The organism is Micromonospora echinospora (assembly GCF_014203425.1).
In the GTDB taxonomy this organism is placed as follows: domain Bacteria; phylum Actinomycetota; class Actinomycetes; order Mycobacteriales; family Micromonosporaceae; genus Micromonospora; species Micromonospora echinospora_A.
Genome location: NZ_JACHJC010000001.1, coordinates 720,683 through 735,395, shown reverse-complemented (window position 1 = coordinate 735,395; position 14,713 = coordinate 720,683). Strand labels below are relative to the sequence as shown.

The 14,713-nt window shown below is 72.2% G+C and carries 17 protein-coding genes; 6 read left to right on the top strand and 11 right to left on the bottom strand.

Going from position 1 to position 14,713, the window contains the following annotated elements; translation table 11 throughout:
• Nucleotides 1-25 precede the first annotated feature (25 nt).
• Nucleotides 26-1,858, top strand: a complete 1,833-nt coding sequence (locus FHU28_RS03480; protein WP_184680781.1) for an NHL domain-containing thioredoxin family protein — start codon at nucleotides 26-28, stop codon at nucleotides 1,856-1,858.
• Between the two features lie 60 nt (nucleotides 1,859-1,918).
• Here FHU28_RS03480 and FHU28_RS03475 read toward each other — a convergent pair whose 3' ends face one another.
• From FHU28_RS03475 to FHU28_RS03465, 3 genes are read right to left on the bottom strand one after another with little or no spacing between them, the layout of a single operon-like run.
• Entirely contained in the window at nucleotides 1,919-2,668 is a 750-nt protein-coding gene (locus FHU28_RS03475) for a LamB/YcsF family protein (RefSeq protein WP_184680778.1), read from the bottom strand.
• Nucleotides 2,652-3,521, bottom strand: a complete 870-nt coding sequence (locus tag FHU28_RS03470) for a 5-oxoprolinase subunit C family protein (protein ID WP_184680776.1) — start codon at nucleotides 3,519-3,521, stop codon at nucleotides 2,652-2,654. The genes FHU28_RS03475 and FHU28_RS03470 overlap by 17 nt, the downstream gene beginning before the upstream one ends.
• Nucleotides 3,518-4,132, bottom strand: coding sequence for a 5-oxoprolinase subunit B family protein (locus FHU28_RS03465; protein WP_184680773.1), 615 nt, complete (start codon nucleotides 4,130-4,132; stop codon nucleotides 3,518-3,520). The genes FHU28_RS03470 and FHU28_RS03465 overlap by 4 nt, the downstream gene beginning before the upstream one ends.
• Before the next feature lie 75 nt (nucleotides 4,133-4,207).
• On the opposite strand from FHU28_RS03465, the gene trhA reads away from it, so the two are divergent.
• Nucleotides 4,208-4,885: a PAQR family membrane homeostasis protein TrhA gene (trhA, locus tag FHU28_RS03460; protein ID WP_184680771.1), complete on the top strand. Its 678-nt coding sequence runs from the start codon at nucleotides 4,208-4,210 to the stop codon at nucleotides 4,883-4,885.
• A gap of 92 nt (nucleotides 4,886-4,977) precedes the next feature.
• Here the strand turns inward: trhA and FHU28_RS03455 are convergent, their stop codons facing one another.
• A complete protein-coding gene (locus tag FHU28_RS03455; protein ID WP_184680762.1) occupies nucleotides 4,978-5,268 on the bottom strand; it encodes a DUF6458 family protein in 291 nt (96 codons plus the stop codon).
• Nucleotides 5,269-5,385: 117 nt separating this feature from the next.
• On the opposite strand from FHU28_RS03455, the gene FHU28_RS03450 reads away from it, so the two are divergent.
• Nucleotides 5,386-5,922, top strand: a complete 537-nt coding sequence (locus FHU28_RS03450) for a SixA phosphatase family protein (protein WP_184680759.1) — start codon at nucleotides 5,386-5,388, stop codon at nucleotides 5,920-5,922.
• A 3-nt stretch (nucleotides 5,923-5,925) separates the two neighbouring features.
• Here FHU28_RS03450 and FHU28_RS03445 read toward each other — a convergent pair whose 3' ends face one another.
• On the bottom strand, nucleotides 5,926-6,336 hold the full coding sequence (locus FHU28_RS03445) for a winged helix-turn-helix transcriptional regulator (protein ID WP_184680755.1): 411 nt from the start codon (nucleotides 6,334-6,336) through the stop codon (nucleotides 5,926-5,928).
• Between the two features lie 137 nt (nucleotides 6,337-6,473).
• Here FHU28_RS03445 and FHU28_RS03440 point away from each other — a divergent pair, with 137 nt between their 5' ends.
• Nucleotides 6,474-7,340 (top strand): aldo/keto reductase family oxidoreductase, encoded by an 867-nt coding sequence (locus FHU28_RS03440; RefSeq protein ID WP_184680753.1) that lies wholly within the window; start codon nucleotides 6,474-6,476, stop codon nucleotides 7,338-7,340.
• 9 nt (nucleotides 7,341-7,349) lie between these two features.
• On the opposite strand, the gene FHU28_RS03435 is transcribed toward FHU28_RS03440, so the two are convergent.
• From FHU28_RS03435 to FHU28_RS03420, 4 genes are all read right to left on the bottom strand, one after another.
• Complete coding sequence (locus tag FHU28_RS03435) at nucleotides 7,350-7,619, bottom strand: DUF6458 family protein (protein WP_013283345.1); 270 nt, start codon at nucleotides 7,617-7,619, stop codon at nucleotides 7,350-7,352.
• Between the two features lie 186 nt (nucleotides 7,620-7,805).
• Nucleotides 7,806-9,662, bottom strand: a complete 1,857-nt coding sequence (locus FHU28_RS03430; RefSeq protein WP_184680751.1) for an acyl-CoA dehydrogenase — start codon at nucleotides 9,660-9,662, stop codon at nucleotides 7,806-7,808.
• A 116-nt stretch (nucleotides 9,663-9,778) separates the two neighbouring features.
• Nucleotides 9,779-10,906, bottom strand: a complete 1,128-nt coding sequence (locus tag FHU28_RS03425) for a PP2C family protein-serine/threonine phosphatase (RefSeq protein WP_184680749.1) — start codon at nucleotides 10,904-10,906, stop codon at nucleotides 9,779-9,781.
• Between the two features lie 68 nt (nucleotides 10,907-10,974).
• On the bottom strand, nucleotides 10,975-11,607 hold the full coding sequence (locus FHU28_RS03420) for a septal ring lytic transglycosylase RlpA family protein (RefSeq protein WP_116503148.1): 633 nt from the start codon (nucleotides 11,605-11,607) through the stop codon (nucleotides 10,975-10,977).
• A 160-nt stretch (nucleotides 11,608-11,767) separates the two neighbouring features.
• Here FHU28_RS03420 and FHU28_RS03415 point away from each other — a divergent pair, with 160 nt between their 5' ends.
• Entirely contained in the window at nucleotides 11,768-12,316 is a 549-nt protein-coding gene (locus FHU28_RS03415) for a phosphoribosyltransferase family protein (protein ID WP_184680747.1), read from the top strand.
• Nucleotides 12,317-12,344: 28 nt separating this feature from the next.
• Nucleotides 12,345-12,758, top strand: a complete 414-nt coding sequence (locus tag FHU28_RS03410; protein ID WP_151500991.1) for an ASCH domain-containing protein — start codon at nucleotides 12,345-12,347, stop codon at nucleotides 12,756-12,758.
• Nucleotides 12,759-12,777: 19 nt separating this feature from the next.
• On the opposite strand, the gene FHU28_RS03405 is transcribed toward FHU28_RS03410, so the two are convergent.
• Complete coding sequence (locus tag FHU28_RS03405) at nucleotides 12,778-13,656, bottom strand: IS5 family transposase (protein ID WP_376700856.1); 879 nt, start codon at nucleotides 13,654-13,656, stop codon at nucleotides 12,778-12,780.
• 133 nt (nucleotides 13,657-13,789) lie between these two features.
• Nucleotides 13,790-14,701 carry an LLM class flavin-dependent oxidoreductase gene (locus FHU28_RS03400; protein ID WP_083664626.1) on the bottom strand — a complete coding sequence of 304 codons (912 nt, stop codon included), beginning with the start codon at nucleotides 14,699-14,701 and terminating at the stop codon, nucleotides 13,790-13,792.
• Nucleotides 14,702-14,713: the final 12 nt, after the last annotated feature.

Below are 14,713 nucleotides of genomic sequence, written 5' to 3'. Positions count from 1 at the left end.
CCGGCCGGTGCGGCACGATGGGGGCATGAGCGCACGCGTACGGGCACCGGAACTGCGGGGCCGGTCCTGGCTGAACACCGGCGGCAAGGCCGTCACGCTGGCCGACCTGCGAGGCAAGATCGTCCTGTTGGATTTCTGGACCTTCTGCTGCATCAACTGCCTGCACGTGCTGGACGAGCTGCGGCCACTCGAAGAGAAGTACGGCGACGTCCTGGTCGTGATCGGGGTGCACTCGCCGAAGTTCGAGCACGAGAAGGACCCGGCGGCGCTGGCCGCGGCCGTCGAACGGTACGGCGTGCACCACCCGGTGCTCGACGACGCCGACATGGACATGTGGCAGCAGTACGCGGCCAAGGCGTGGCCGACCCTGGCCGTGGTCGACCCGGAGGGCTACGTGGTCGCCACCATGGCCGGCGAAGGGCACGCCGAAGGTCTCGCCCGGCTGATCGACCAGCTGACAGCGGCCCACGAGGCCAAGGGCACGCTGCACCGGGGCGAGGGCCCGTATGTGCCGCCGGCCGAGCCGGACACCGTGCTGCGGTTCCCCGGCAAGGCGCTGCCGCTCGACGGCGGAAACCTGCTGGTCAGCGACTCGGCCCGGCACTCCCTGGTCGAGTTGGCCGCCGACGGCGAGACGGTGGTCCGCCGCATCGGCGCCGGTTCCCGGGGCCGGACGGACGGCCCGGCCACCGCCGCCACGTTCGCCGAGCCGCAAGGGGTCTGCCTGCTGCCGCCGCACGTGGCCGAGGTGGCCGGCTACGACGTGGTGATCGCGGACACGGTCAACCACCTGCTGCGCGGCGTACGGCTGTCCACCGGCGAGGTGGTCACCGTGGCCGGCACCGGTCGGCAGTGGCGCTCGACCGTCGACGACCACGCGCACGACGCCCGCGCCGTCGACCTCTCGTCCCCGTGGGACGTGGCCTGGTACGACGACCGGGTGATCGTCGCCATGGCCGGCATTCACCAGCTCTGGTGGTTCGACCCGATCAAGCGGACCGCCGGCATGTACGCCGGGACCACTGTCGAGGCGCTGCGCGACGGCCCGCTGCCGGACGTGTGGATGGCGCAGCCGTCCGGTCTGTCCGTGTCGGCCGACGGTTCGCGGCTCTGGATCGCCGACAGCGAGACCAGCGCGATCCGCTGGGTCGAAGGCGGCGTGATGCACACCGCCGTCGGTCAGGGCCTGTTCGACTTCGGGCACGTCGACGGCCCTGCCGACCAGGCGTTGCTCCAGCACCCGCTGGGCGTGTGCGCGCTGCCCGACGGCTCGGTGCTGATCGCCGACACGTACAACGGGGCGGTGCGCCGCTTCGACCCGGAGACCGGGCAGGTGGGCACCGTCGCGGACGGGCTGGCCGAGCCGAGCGACCTGGTGCTCACCGGCGAGGGCGACGTGCTCGTGGTCGAGTCGGCCGCGCACCGGCTGACCCGGCTGGCGCCGGGCGCGCTGACCTCGGCCGGGGCGAACACGGTGGACGGCCCCCGGCACCGGCTGGAGCGCAAGCCGACCGACGTGACGGCCGGGGAGCTGACCCTGGACGTGATCTTCACGCCGGCGCCGGGGCAGAAGCTCGACGAGACGTACGGGCCGTCGACCCGCCTGGTGGTCTCGGCGTCCCCGCCGGAGCTGCTGGTCGAGGGCGCGGGCACCACCACCGACCTGTCCCGCAAGCTGGTGGTCAGCGGCGACGTGGCTCAGGGCGTGCTCCAGGTGACCGCCCAGGCGGCGACGTGCGACGCCGACGTGGAGCACGCGGCCTGCCACCTGACGCGGCAGGACTGGGGCGTGCCGGTCCGGGTGGTCACCGGCGGCGCGACCCGCGTGCCGCTGGTCCTACGCGGCATGGACGCCTGACAGCGCGTGTTAAGAAGGGCCCCTTCCTCTACCGGAGGCGTTAACAGGGGGCCCTTCCTTTCACGCGAACGGAGTGAGCGTGACCCCGGCATCGACAAGCGCGGCCCGCACCAGCTCCGCGCACCGCACCGCACCAGGCGTGTCCCCGTGCAGGCAGATCGACTCGACCGGGCAGGGAATCACCGTCCCGTCGACAGCGACGAGCGTCTGCTCGACAGCCATCCGTACCGCCCGGACGGCGACCTGCTCCGGGTCGGTCACCAGCGCGTCCGGTGAGCTGCGCGGCACCAGCGTGCCGTTCGGGAGGTAGTTGCGGTCGGCGAACCCCTCGGCCACCACCCGCAGCCCGGCGCCGGTCGCGAGCTGCGCGAGCACGCTGCCGGGCTGGCAGAGCACGGGCAGCTCGTGGTCGTACCCGCTGATCGCGGCCACCAGCGCGGCGGCCTGGGCCTCGTCGCGGGCGGCCGCGTGGTAGAGCGCGCCGTGCGGTTTGAGGTAGCGGACCCGGGTGCGGTACAGCCGGCAGAAGGCGTCGAGCGCCCCGAGCTGGTAGATCGTCTCGTCGCGCAGCTCGGCGAAGTCGTACGCGATGTGCCGCCGGCCGAAGCCGGCGAGGTCCCGGTAGCCGACCTGCGCGCCGACCGCGACGCCGCGTTCGGCGGCGGCGGCGCAGACCCGGTGCATGGTGGGCGCGTCGCCGGCGTGGAAGCCGCATGCGACGTTCGCGGAACTGATCAGGTCGAGCAGCGCGTGGTCGTCGCCGAGCCGCCAGCTTCCGAATCCCTCGCCGAGGTCAGCGTTGAGGTCCATGGAACGTCACCGTAGCGCCTGGCCGGGCCTGGGCGAGCGGGGTCACGTCGTCCACCACCCCGACGACCGGGTAACCGCCGGTGGTGGGGTGGTCGGCGAGGAAGACCAGCGGCTGGCCGTCCGGCGGGACCTGCACCGCGCCGAGCACCAGCCCTTCGCTGGGCAGTTCGCCGGCCACCGCGCGGGGCAGTGCCGCGCCGGCCAGCCGCGCGCCGACCCGGTTGCTGTCCGGGCTCACCGTGTACGCGTTGCCGCAGAGCAGGGACAGCGCCTGCGGGGTGAACCAGCCCTGCCGGGGGCCGGGACGCACGGTCAGCCGCAGTTCGTCCGGCAACGGCTCGGTGACGGTGAGGTCGACAGGGGGCGGGGGACCGTCCGGGATGCCGAGCGGCAGCCGGTCCCCGTCGCGCAGCGGTGGCGGCCCGAGCCCGGAGAGCGTGTCGGTGGATCGGCTGCCGAGCACCGCCTCGACGGTGATCCCGCCGCTCACCGCCAGCCAGGTGCGCACCCCGGCCCGGGCCGGCCCGACGCGCAGCACCGCCCCGGCCGGCAGCGCCAGCGGCCGTCCCACGTCCCCCGGACGCCGCCGCGCGCCGGGCGGCGGCCACTCGACGACCACCTCGGCGGGGGCGCCGGTGAGCGCGACCGCTACGGCCCGGGTGAAGCGCAGCACGCAGCCGGTCATGGTGATCTCCAGCCCGGCGGCGTGCTCGTCGTTGCCGACGAGGCGGTTGGCCAGGCGCAGCGCGGCCGGGTCGAGCGCGCCGGAGCGGGGCACGCCGAGGTGCGCCCAGCCGGGGCGGCCCTGGTCCTGCACTGTGGTGAGCGCCCCGGCCCGCAGCACCTCGATCACGGCGCGTCGACCAGCCGGACCCGGGTGCCGGGGGTGAGCCGGGCCGGCGGGTCGGCGCGTACGTCGAACAGCGGCAGGTCGGTCCGGCCGACCAGCAGCCAGCCGCCGGGCGACGCGGCGGGGTAGATGCCCGCGTACGGGCCGGCGAGCGCGACCGAGCCGGCCGGCACCCGGGTACGCGGCGTGGCGAGCCGGGGCACTGCGAGCTCGGGCGGCAGCCCGGTCAGGTACGCGAACCCGGGCGCGAACCCGCAGAACGCGACCCGGAACTCGGTACGCCGCAACCGGTCGACCACAGCGGGCACGTCGGTGTCCCAGTGGGCGGCGACGCGAGGCAGGTCCTCGCCGTCGTACACGGTCGGCACCCGGACCTCCTCGGTGGCTGCGCCGGAGTCGGCGGCCCGTGGACGCCAGCCGGCGATCCGGGCGGCGGCCGCCTCCGGGTCCGGTACGCCGTCGAGCAGCACGGTGACCGCGCCCGGGACGATCTCGGTGGCGGTCAGCTCGCCGCTCGCGCGCCGGTGCCACAGTTCGGCCCGCCACGCCTCGACCTGCTCGGGGTCGTCGCAGTCGAGCAGCAGGGCATGGGTCCCGACCGGCCGGATCCGCATCCGGTCATCCTCCCGCCGGCTGAGGTGACGGTCCACACTACTTGCAAGTAACCTACGCCGTCGTAACCTGTTTACGTGACCACATCCGCACCGTTCCGGCTCCGGCCGGCCGACATCGGGAAGCCGCGCATGCGCGGCTGGCTGCACGCGTACGCGTTCTTCGCCGCTCTCGTCTGCGGCATCGTGCTCTGTTCGATCGCCGCCGGCCGTCCCGGCTGGGCGCCACTGGTGAGCTGTCTGATCTACAGCCTCACCGTGTGCGGGCTCTTCGGCACCAGCGCGCTCTACCACCGGCGGGTCTGGTCCGAACGCGGCTACCAGATCATGCGCCGGATGGACCACTCGATGATCTTCGTGTTCATCGCCGGCACCTACACGCCGTTCTGCGCCCTGCTGCTGGACAACCGGCAGGCCACGATCATGCTGAGCCTGGTCTGGGGCGGCGCGATCGCGGGCGTGGCGGTCAAGCTGATCTGGCCGCACGCGCCGCGCTGGGTCTCCGCCCCGCTCTATCTCGCGCTCGGCTGGGTCGCGGTGGCCATGCTGCCGCAGATCCTGCACTCCGGCGGCGTCACCGCGCTGGTGCTGCTCAGCGTGGGCGGCGCGATCTACAGCGTGGGCGCGGTCTTCTACGCGCTGCGCCGCCCGAACCCGTGGCCCACGGTCTTCGGCCACCACGAGTTCTTCCACGCCTGCACGCTCGTCGCGGCGATCTGCCACCACATCGCGATCTACTTCGCGTTGTTCGCCTGAGCCGAGGCCGAGCCGCGCCAGGACCTGACGGGCCCCGGACACGCGCGAGGGCCCCGCGCCGTTGCGGGGCCCTCGGGTTCGGGGGGTACGGGTCAGACCGGGTAGCCCGAGCCCGGACCACGCACCTCGCGGTACTCCTCGCGTACGACGCGGTCCTCCCGGACCGGCGCGACCGGCTCGGCGACGACCCGCTCGCGAACCGGGGCGGCCACGACGCGGCGGCGGCTGTTCCAGAAGTAGAGCGTGGTGAGCAGGCCGGCGACGCCGGCGAGCATGAGCACCCAGCCCACCACGTTGAGGTTCAGCCATCCCAGGTTGGCGTCGATGGCGAACGCGAAGATCGCGCCGAGCGCGATGAGGAAGATGCTGGCACCGATGCCCATGACGTCGCCTCCTTGGCGTCCTGCTGGCGTTTCCTGCCCGCCGCGGCCATGGATCAGGTAGCGGCACCCATCGACATACCCAGGCGCTTTGATCGTCAATCAGGCAAGCTGGGCGGTATGACGGACGGCAGGAACGGGCAGCGGACGTTGGTGCTGCTGCGGCACGCCAAGGCCGAGCCGTCCGGGGACGCCCCGGACGCGGAGCGGTCGCTGACGGCGCGGGGGCACGCCGACGCCGCCACCGCCGGCGCCTGGCTGGCCCGGCACGGGCTGCTTCCCGACGTGGTCCTCTGCTCGCCGGCCCGGCGCACCCGGCAGACCTGGCACGACGTGGCGATGGGCATGAGCGGTTCCCCGGCGGAAGGCGGTCCGGCGGGCTCGGCGCCCGCGGTGCGGTACGAGGCGACCGCGTACGACGCGCTTCCGGATCAGCTGCTGGAGCTGCTGTGGACCGTCGAGCCGACCGCCGGCACGGTGCTGCTGGTCGCCCACAACCCGGGGATCTCTCTGCTGTCGGCACTGCTCGACCCGCAGCGGGCCGACCCGGACGGCCTGCGGACCACAGACCTGGTGGTGCACCGGCCGACGACCCGCTGGGCCGACCTCGCGCCGGGAAACGCGCCGATCACCGGCCGCCACACCGCCCGCGCCTGAGGCTCAGCCGACGCGGGTGTCGTACGCCGCCCGGTTGGCGAGCACGTCGTCCATGTGCGTCTCCGCCCAGGACTTCAGGCCCCGGATCATCTCGTGCAGGGAGAACCCGAGGTCGGTCAGCTCGTAGGTGACTGTCACCGGCACTGTCGGCTCCACGGTGCGGGTGATCAGACCGTCGCGTTCCAGGGCGCGCAGCGTCTGGGTGAGCATCTTCTGGCTGACCCCGGGGAGCGTGCGGAACAGCTCGGAGTATCGCCTCGGGCGCGGGTCGCCCGCGCAGTCCGCCCCGAACCGGTGCGAGCCGTCGCTGCGCAACGCGGCCAGCACCAGCGCGACCCACTTGTCGGTGATCCGGTCGAGCAGTTGCCGGCTGGGGCACTGGGCCAGGAACGCGTCGTACTCCGCCTTGCTCATCTGTGCTCCTGCCGCCTCGGTGAGCTACGCACTTTCAGGTGCCTACTTCCCGCTGGAAAGTTACACCCCGATAGTGGAGGCCGGGCACCGTGATCCGGCGGCGCCCGTGACGGACGACGAGAGCCAGAGGTACACGCATGGCCCCCACCACCCTTCCCGGCGGCACCTGGACGCTGGGAGACCTGACCGTCACCCGGTTCGGCTACGGCGCGATGCAACTCGCCGGCCCCTGGGTCATGGGACCGCCCGCCGACCACGACGGCGCCCTCGCGGTCCTGCGCGAGGCGGTCGCGCTCGGCATCACCCACATCGACACCAGCGCGGCCTACGGGCCACACGTCACCAACCGGCTGATCCGGGAGGCGCTGCACCCGTACCCGGAGTCGCTGCACGTCGTCACCAAGGTCGGCGCGGACCGGGACCAGCAGGGCGGCTGGCCCACGGCACGCGACCCGGAGAGCCTGCGCCGGCAGATCCGGGAGAACCTGGAGACGCTGGGCGTGCAGACGCTCGACCTGGTCAACCTCCGGCTCGGCGACGCGGAAGGACCGAAGCCCGGCTCGCTCGCCGAGGCGCTGGAAACGCTCGTCGCGCTCCAGCAGGAGGGCGTGATCCGCCACCTCGGCCTGAGCAACGTGACACGGGAACAGGTCGCCGAGGCACAGACCGTCGCGCCGATCGTCTGCGTGCAGAACCAGTACAACCTGGCGCACCGCGGCGACGACGACCTGATCGACGACCTGGCCAGTCAGGGCGTCGCGTACGTGCCGTTCTTCCCGCTCGGCGGGTTCACGCCGCTGCAGTCCTCGGCGCTGTCGGCAGTCGCCGAGCGCCTGGGGGCGACGCCGATGGGCGTCGCCCTGGCCTGGCTGCTGCGCCGCTCCCCGAACATCCTGCTGATCCCCGGCACGAAGTCCGTCGCGCACCTGCGCGAGAACGTCGCGGGCGCCGGCCTGTCCCTCTCCGGCGACGATCTTGCCGAGCTGGACCGGATCGGCCGCTGAGACGCGGCGTCAGGACGGCGGGGCCGTCGGCGGCGGCGGGTCGGGCGGCGGCGGCATCATCGCGGTCGGATGCGAGAGCCGGTTCTCCTCCACGATGAGCGTACGGGCCCGCTTGCGGCGGTCCTGCCAGAACCACAGCGTGGTCAGCAGGACGCCCAGCCCGGCCAGGATGAAGACCCAGCCGACCGCGCGCAGGTCGATCCACCAGACGTTGGCCCGGATGGCGAAGGTCATGATCGCGCCGAGCGCGATGAGAAAGATGGCGCTACCAATGCCCATGTGCGCTGCACTCCCCCGTGCGATGGCCTTGGGCGTACTCCGGTCGTGGTCCGCGACGGTTACCCGCCACCGGGCCCGCCTATCCACCTCGGGCCCGTTGACGACGACGGCCGGCGGGCTGGTGCCCGCCGGCCGTCGTCATGAGGGGGAGAGTGACGCTTCAGGGGAGAAAGGCCCCGGAAGGGCTCAGAAGATCTCCTCCGGGAGGTCCATGATCTCCAGGTCGGTGCCCTCGATGATCCGCCGGTCGGCGCCGATGCGGGGCAGCACCTCGCGGGCGAAGAACCGGGCGGCGGCGACCTTGCCGGTGTAGAAGGACTTGTCGGCCGCGGAGACCTCGCCGGCCAGCGCCTTGAGCGCCACGTCCGCCTGCTTCTGCAGCAGCCAGCCGACCACCAGGTCGCCGATCGCGAGCAGGAACCGGCGGCTGCTCAGGCCGACCTTGTAGAGGGCGCGGGTGTCGCCGCCCTGGGCCTCGCCCAGCCAGCCGGTCATCACGCCGAGGATGTTCTGGATCTCGGCGAGCGCCTTGCCGAGCGCCTGCCGCTCCTCCTTGAGCTGACCGTTGCCGGCCTCGGAGGCGATGTGCTCCTGGATCTCGGCGGCGACCGCCATCAGGGCCTTGCCGTTGTCCCGGACGATCTTCCGGAAGATCAGGTCGAGGCTCTGGATCGCGGTGGTGCCCTCGTACAGGGTGTCGATCTTGGCGTCCCGGACGTACTGCTCCAGCGGGTAGTCCTGGAGGAAGCCGGAGCCGCCGAAGGTCTGCAGCGCCTCGTGACCGAGCAGCTCGTACGCCCGCTCCGAACCGACGCCCTTGACCAGCGGCAGAAGCAGGTCGTTGACGCGCTTGGCCAGCTTGGTGGCCTTCTCGTCGCCGGCCGCCTCGGCGACCGCCACCTTGTCCTGCCAGCTGGCGGTGTAGCAGACCAGCGCGCGCAGGCCCTCGGCGTACGACTTCTGCAGCAGCAGCGAGCGGCGCACGTCCGGGTGGTTGGTGATGGTCACCCGGGGGGCGGTCTTGTCGGCCATCTGGGTGAGGTCGGCGCCCTGCACCCGGTTCTTGGCGTACTCCAGCGCGTTCAGGTAGCCGGTGGAGAGCGTGGCGATCGCCTTGGTGCCGACAAGCATCCGGGCGTACTCGATGATCATGAACATCTGGCGGATGCCGTCGTGCTTCTCGCCCAGCAGCCAGCCCTTGGCCGGTACGCCGTGCTCGCCGAAGGTCACCTCGCAGGTGTTCGAGACCTTCAGACCCATCTTGTGCTCGACGTTCGTGGCGAAGGCGCCGTTGCGCTCGCCCAGCTCGCCGGTCTCGGGGTCGAAGTGGTACTTCGGCACGACGAACAGCGACAGGCCCTTGGTGCCCGGGCCGCCGACGCCCTCGACGCCGACCGGACGGGCCAGCACGTAGTGGACGATGTTGTCGCTCAGGTCGTGCTCACCGGAGGTGATGAAGCGCTTCACGCCCTCGATGTGCCACGAGCCGTCCGGCTGCTGGATCGCCCGGGTGCGGCCGGCGCCCACGTCCGAGCCGGCGTCCGGCTCGGTGAGGACCATGGTCGAGCCCCACTGCTTGTCGATGAACAGCCGGGCCCACTTCTTCTGCTCCTCGGTGCCCTCGACGTGCAGCACGTGGGCGAAGGAGGGGCCGGAGGCGTACATCCAGATCGGGGCGTTGGCGCCGAGCACCAGCTCGGCGAGCGACCACCAGAGGGCGCGCGGGGCGTTGGTGCCGCCCAGGACCTCCGGCAGGTCGAGGCGCCAGAACTCCGAGTCCATGAACGCCTTGTACGACTTCTTGAACGTCTCCGGCAGCGGCGCGGTGAACGTCGCCGGGTCGAAGACCGGTGGATTGCGGTCGCTGTCCGAGTAGCTGGCGGCCAGATCCTCGCGGGCGAGGCGGTCGACCTCGGCAAGGAAGCTGCGGGCGGTGTCGACGTCCAGGTCCGTGAACGGCGCCTGGCCGAACGTCCGGTCCGCCCCGAAGACCTCGAACAGGTTGAACTCGAGGTCCCGAACGTTGCTCTTGTAGTGGGTCATGCTCGCTGGCCCCGCTTCCGGACAGGTGTTACCGATCAGTAACTCCAGACTGTATTACTCGTCGGTAGGCAACGACAAGCGGATCTCGGAAGTGACAGCGATTACACACTTCCCGTTCACCCCTCGGCGGCGCCGACCTCCCAGCTCGGCACCGGCGTCGCGGTGGCGCTGTACGGGCCGGCGTACTCCATCAGGACCAGCGCGATGTCGTCGTCGAGCCGGCCGTGCACCCACTCGACGAGGGCGGTCTCCAGCGAGGCCAGCCCGTCGGCGACGGTGCCGTGGCCGAGCAGCCGCCAGGCCCGGTCGGCGGTGGGGAAGAACTCCCCGTCCCGCCGCGCCTCGCCCAGCCCGTCGGTGAACAGCAGCAGCCGGTCGCCCGGCTCCAGCCGCTCCACCCGCGGCCGGACCACGGGCATGAACCCGAGCGGCGGCGCGGGCGCGGGCGGCTCCAGCGGGATCACCTTGCCCCGGCGCAGCAGCAACGGCGGCGGGTGCCCGCAGTTGACGATGGTGAGCGTGCCGCCGCGCTCCTCGACCAGCGCCGCGGTGACGAAGTCCTCGTCGCCGACGTTGCGGGCCACCGCCCGGTCCAGGTCGGTCACCACCGCACGCAGGTCGGCCCGCTCGTACGCCACGTGCCGGTAGGAACCGAGCACGATGCTGGCCAGGCGGACCGCGTCCAGCCCCTTCCCCCGGACGTCACCGATGATCATGCGGACGCCGTACGGGGTGTCCATCGCCTCGTACAGGTCGCCGCCGATCTCGGCGGTCGCCGTGGAGGAGATGTACCGGGCGGCCACCGCGAGCGTGCCGACCTGCGGGCCGAGCGGGCGCAGCACCGCCTGCTGGGCGACCGAGGCGAGCCGGGACAGCTCCGCGATCCGGTCCACCTGCCGCTGGCGTACCGCAGCCGTGGCCGCCGCGACCGCCGTCGCCACCGCGATGGCCGTCACGTTGACGGCGGTCACCAGCGGGGTGCCCCGCTCGGCCAGGGCGAAGGCGACGCCGACGGCGGTGGCCAGCCCACCCACGGCGAGCACCACCCGCCAGGACGCCAGCGCCGCCGCGAGGAACGGCGCGACGACCATCATCGCGAGGTAGTGCGCCGGGCGACCGTCGGCAAGCTCCGCCGCGGCGACGATCGCGAGCAGCCCGAGGGCCGCGCCGAGGCCGGCGCGGGATCCGGGGCTCAGCGGGCCGCGGCCCGGCTGGAAGGGTTGCGTGCGTACATCGGACAGCATGCCTGATGGACGTGAACGGGAGAATGAACCTGGCCCGTCGGCCGTGGAAGTTCTGGCCGAGTGGACGGTCAGCCGAGGACCTCGTACCGGACCTGGATGTGGCCGAGACCGGTGGCGGCGATGGACGCGAACGCGGCTCGGGACAGGTCCAGGCAGCGGCCCTCGATGAACGGGCCCCGGTCGTTGATCCGCACCACCACCGACTTGCCGTTGTCCGGGTTGGTGACCCGGACCTTGGTGTTGAACGGCAGCGTCTTGTGCGCGGCGGTCAGCGCGTTCGGGTTGAACGACTCGCCGTTCGCGGTCATCTGGCCCTCGGCGTAGAAGGACGCGCCGCACGAGCCGCTGTCCACGACCTTCGGGCTGCTCGTCTTCTTCGCCGTCGGCTTCGGAGAGGCGGTCCGGGCCTTGCTCCGGGAGGCCGCCTGGGTACGGCTCGACTTCGGGCTCGCGGTGGCCTTGGGCGACGGGCTGACGCTCGCCGTCGGCGAGGGCGACGCGCTCGGCGAGGGGGCGGCCGAGGTGGGGGCGGGCGTGCTGGGCACGGCCTCGACCGCGACCTGCTCGGCGGGCGGCTCGGCGGAGGTGAGCCGCACGGCGCCGACGGTACCGCCGACCGCGAGCGCCACGCCGACCGCCGCGGTCGCGGCGATGGCGGCGGGCGAGGAGAACTTGCGGGTACGAAGGTGCCTAGCAGCCACCGGCCCGGTCCTTTCGTCAACTGAACAAACCGGCCCGGACCGTAACGAGAGAAGCACTTCCGAAGTCAACGTGATCATGGTGCTATGCCCGTATTTACCCCGGTACGTGTAGCCGATCACGCCACAGTCGATCGGCCGAACGGCCCACCGATCCGCGAGGATGGAAACCGTGCTGAACCGTCGCCTGGTCGAGCTGTTCCGGTGGATCGACCCCGGGCCGGGCAGCACCCACCTGGTCAGCGACATCTCCGGCTGGTGGCGTGACCCCGAGGTGCTCGCGCAGGTCGGCCCCGCGCTGGCCGGGCTCTTTCCGGACGCCCGCCCGACCGTCGTCATCGCGCCCGAGGTGACCGGGCTGCTGCTCGGCCCGCTCGTTGCGGTCGCCGCCGGCGCCGGTTTCCTGCCCGCGTACAAGGACGGTGGCGAGCGACGCCGGGCCGGGCCGACGCGCTGGGCCGACACACCCCCCGACTACCGGGGACGGCGGCTGCGGGTCGGCGTGGACGGCCGGCGACTCGGCCCCGGCGACCGGGTGCTGCTGGTGGACGACTGGGTCGACACCGGCGCGCAACTGGACGCGCTGTGCCGGGTCGTCGGGGACGCCGGAGCCGACATGATCGGTGCCGCGGCGCTGGTGGCGACCTGCCCGCCCGAGGTACGCGAGCGGCTGAGGCTGCGCGCCCTGCTCACCGGCGACGAACTGCCGTGAGGCGGGACGGTGCCGTAGCGTCCACGGCATGTGGCCCCGCATCGGTGGACTGCGCGCGCTCGCCCTCGGCACGCCCGGTGAGCTGCGCACCCGACTCAACACCCTCGTGCTCTCCGGCGTGAAGACCGCCACCGCCGGGCTGGTCCAGGAGTACGACGACGAGAACGAGGAACTGGAGTACGTCGGCGAGCGACTGGTCCTGGTCGACGACAACGACGCGCTCGTCGGCGTCGTGGAGGTCACCGGCGTCGAGGTGGTGCGCTTCGCCGACGTGCCGTGGGACTTCGCCCGCGCCGAGGGCGAGGGCGACCGGTCGATCGAGGAGTGGCGCGAGGGCCACGGCGCCTACTGGGCCCGGCAGGGCACCCCGGTCACCGACGACACCCGGATCGTCTGCCTCCGGTTCCGGCTGGTCTCCACCGAAGGCAGCGTCGGCACCTAAGGCGTGTTTCATAAGCCGGTCAGAGCCATTCGGTGATGATGGTGATGGTCAGGACGGCGTGGAACCGGACGGCCAACTTGTCATAGCGGGTGGCGACGCCGCGGTGGCGTTTGAGCCTGTTGATGCCGTTCTCGACAGCGTGGCGTAGCCGGTAGAGCTGCGGGTCGAACGCCGGTGGGCGCCCGCCGTGGGAGCCTTTGGCTTTGCGGTGGGCGTCCTGGTCTTTCTTGCTCGGGATGCACGCCCGGATCCCGCGAGAGCGCAGGTATCTGCGGTTGGCGCGGCTGGTGTAGGCCTTGTCGGCCAGCACCAGCATCGGTCTGGTCCTGGCCCGGCCGACACCGAGGCGGTTCACGCGGATGCGGCGCAGGACCGGGATGAACTGCGGGCTGTCCCCGCGATGCCCGGCGGTGACGATCAGGGACAAGACTTTCTGGCCCTGCTCACAGGCCAGATGCGTCTTGGTCGTCAGCCCGCCACGGGAGCGGCCCAGCCCGTGATCGGCCGGCTCGTCATGAACCCCGCCGGGTGGTTCCTTCTGCAGATGACCGTCGGTGCGGGCACCTGCGGCGTGCTGGTGAGCGCGACTGGTCATCGAGTCCACGCTGACCGTCCAGTCGATGCGTCCCCGGGCGTCGCCCTGCGCCTGCAACGCTGACAAGATTCGGTCCCACGTGCCATCGCGCTGCCACCGACGGAACAGTCCGTAGATCGTCGGCCAGGGCGCGTACTCCGCTGGCACGTCTCGCCACGGCGCACCGATCCGGATCCGCCACCGAATCCCGTCGATGAGCTGCCGTTTCTCCCACTTCGGCGGCCGACCGGTAGACGACGCAGCAGGCAGCAACGGGGCCAGGACAGCCCACTGCGCGTCAGTCAGGTCATGCCGCCTCGTCACCGCTAAGGTGGCCACGAGGTCTCCGGTGCATGGTGCTTCTTGGTCGTTGTACCAAGTACCGGAGACCTCTTCAGTTATCGATCACCGCCACGCCGTGACTTCAACCGGCCAACCCCGAGTTACGAAACACGCCTTAGCCGGCCCGGCGCAGCTCCGGCAGCAGCGCCGCCGCCTCCACCAGCACCGCCTCGTCACCGGCGTACCAGCTGCTGGCCCGGGGCCAGTGCGTCACCACGTCGGTGAAGCCCAGGCGGGCCGCCCGCGCCACCTGCTCGGCGAGGAAGTCGGCGCTGGTGAGCGAGAACACCGGAGCGGAGTCCAGCGACAGGTAGCGGTCGAGCGTCGCCGGGTCGCGCCCGGCCTGCTCCAGCGTCCGCGTCATCCGGTCGGACAGCTCCGCCACCGTGCCCCACCACGCCTCGATGTCGTCGCCGCCGAGCCCGGTGGTGACCCAGCCCTGCCCGAACCGGGCGACCAGCCGCATCGAGCGGGGACCGTTCGCGGCCACCACGAACGGCACCCGGGGCTGCTGGACGCACCCCGGGTTGTTGCGGGCGTCCACGGCGGTGAACCACTCCCCGCGCCAGGTCGTGCCGTCCTCCCGCAGGATCGTGTCGAGCAGCTCGGTGAACTCGGCGAACCGGTCGACGCGCTGCCGGGGCGGCAGCGTCTCCCCGCCGAGCACCGCCGAGTCGAAGCCGATGCCGCCCGCGCCCAGGCCGAGCAGCACCCGGCCGTCGGACACGTCGTCGAGCGCGGTGACCTGCCGGGCGAACGCCGCCGGATGCCGGAAGTTCGGCGACGCGACGAGCGTCCCGAGCTTGACGCGGGATGTCACGCCCGCCGCCGCGGTGAGCGTCGTCCACGAGTCGAACCACGGGCCGTCGACCAGGTCACGCCAGCCCAGGTGGTCGTAGGTCCAGGCGTGGTCGAAGCCCCACTCGTCCACCTGCGCCCACCGCCGACGCGCTTCCGACCAGCGCTGGTCGGGCAGGATCACGATGCCGATTCGCATGATCGCCAGGGTACGACCCGGGTCGGACATGCCGACCCGGGT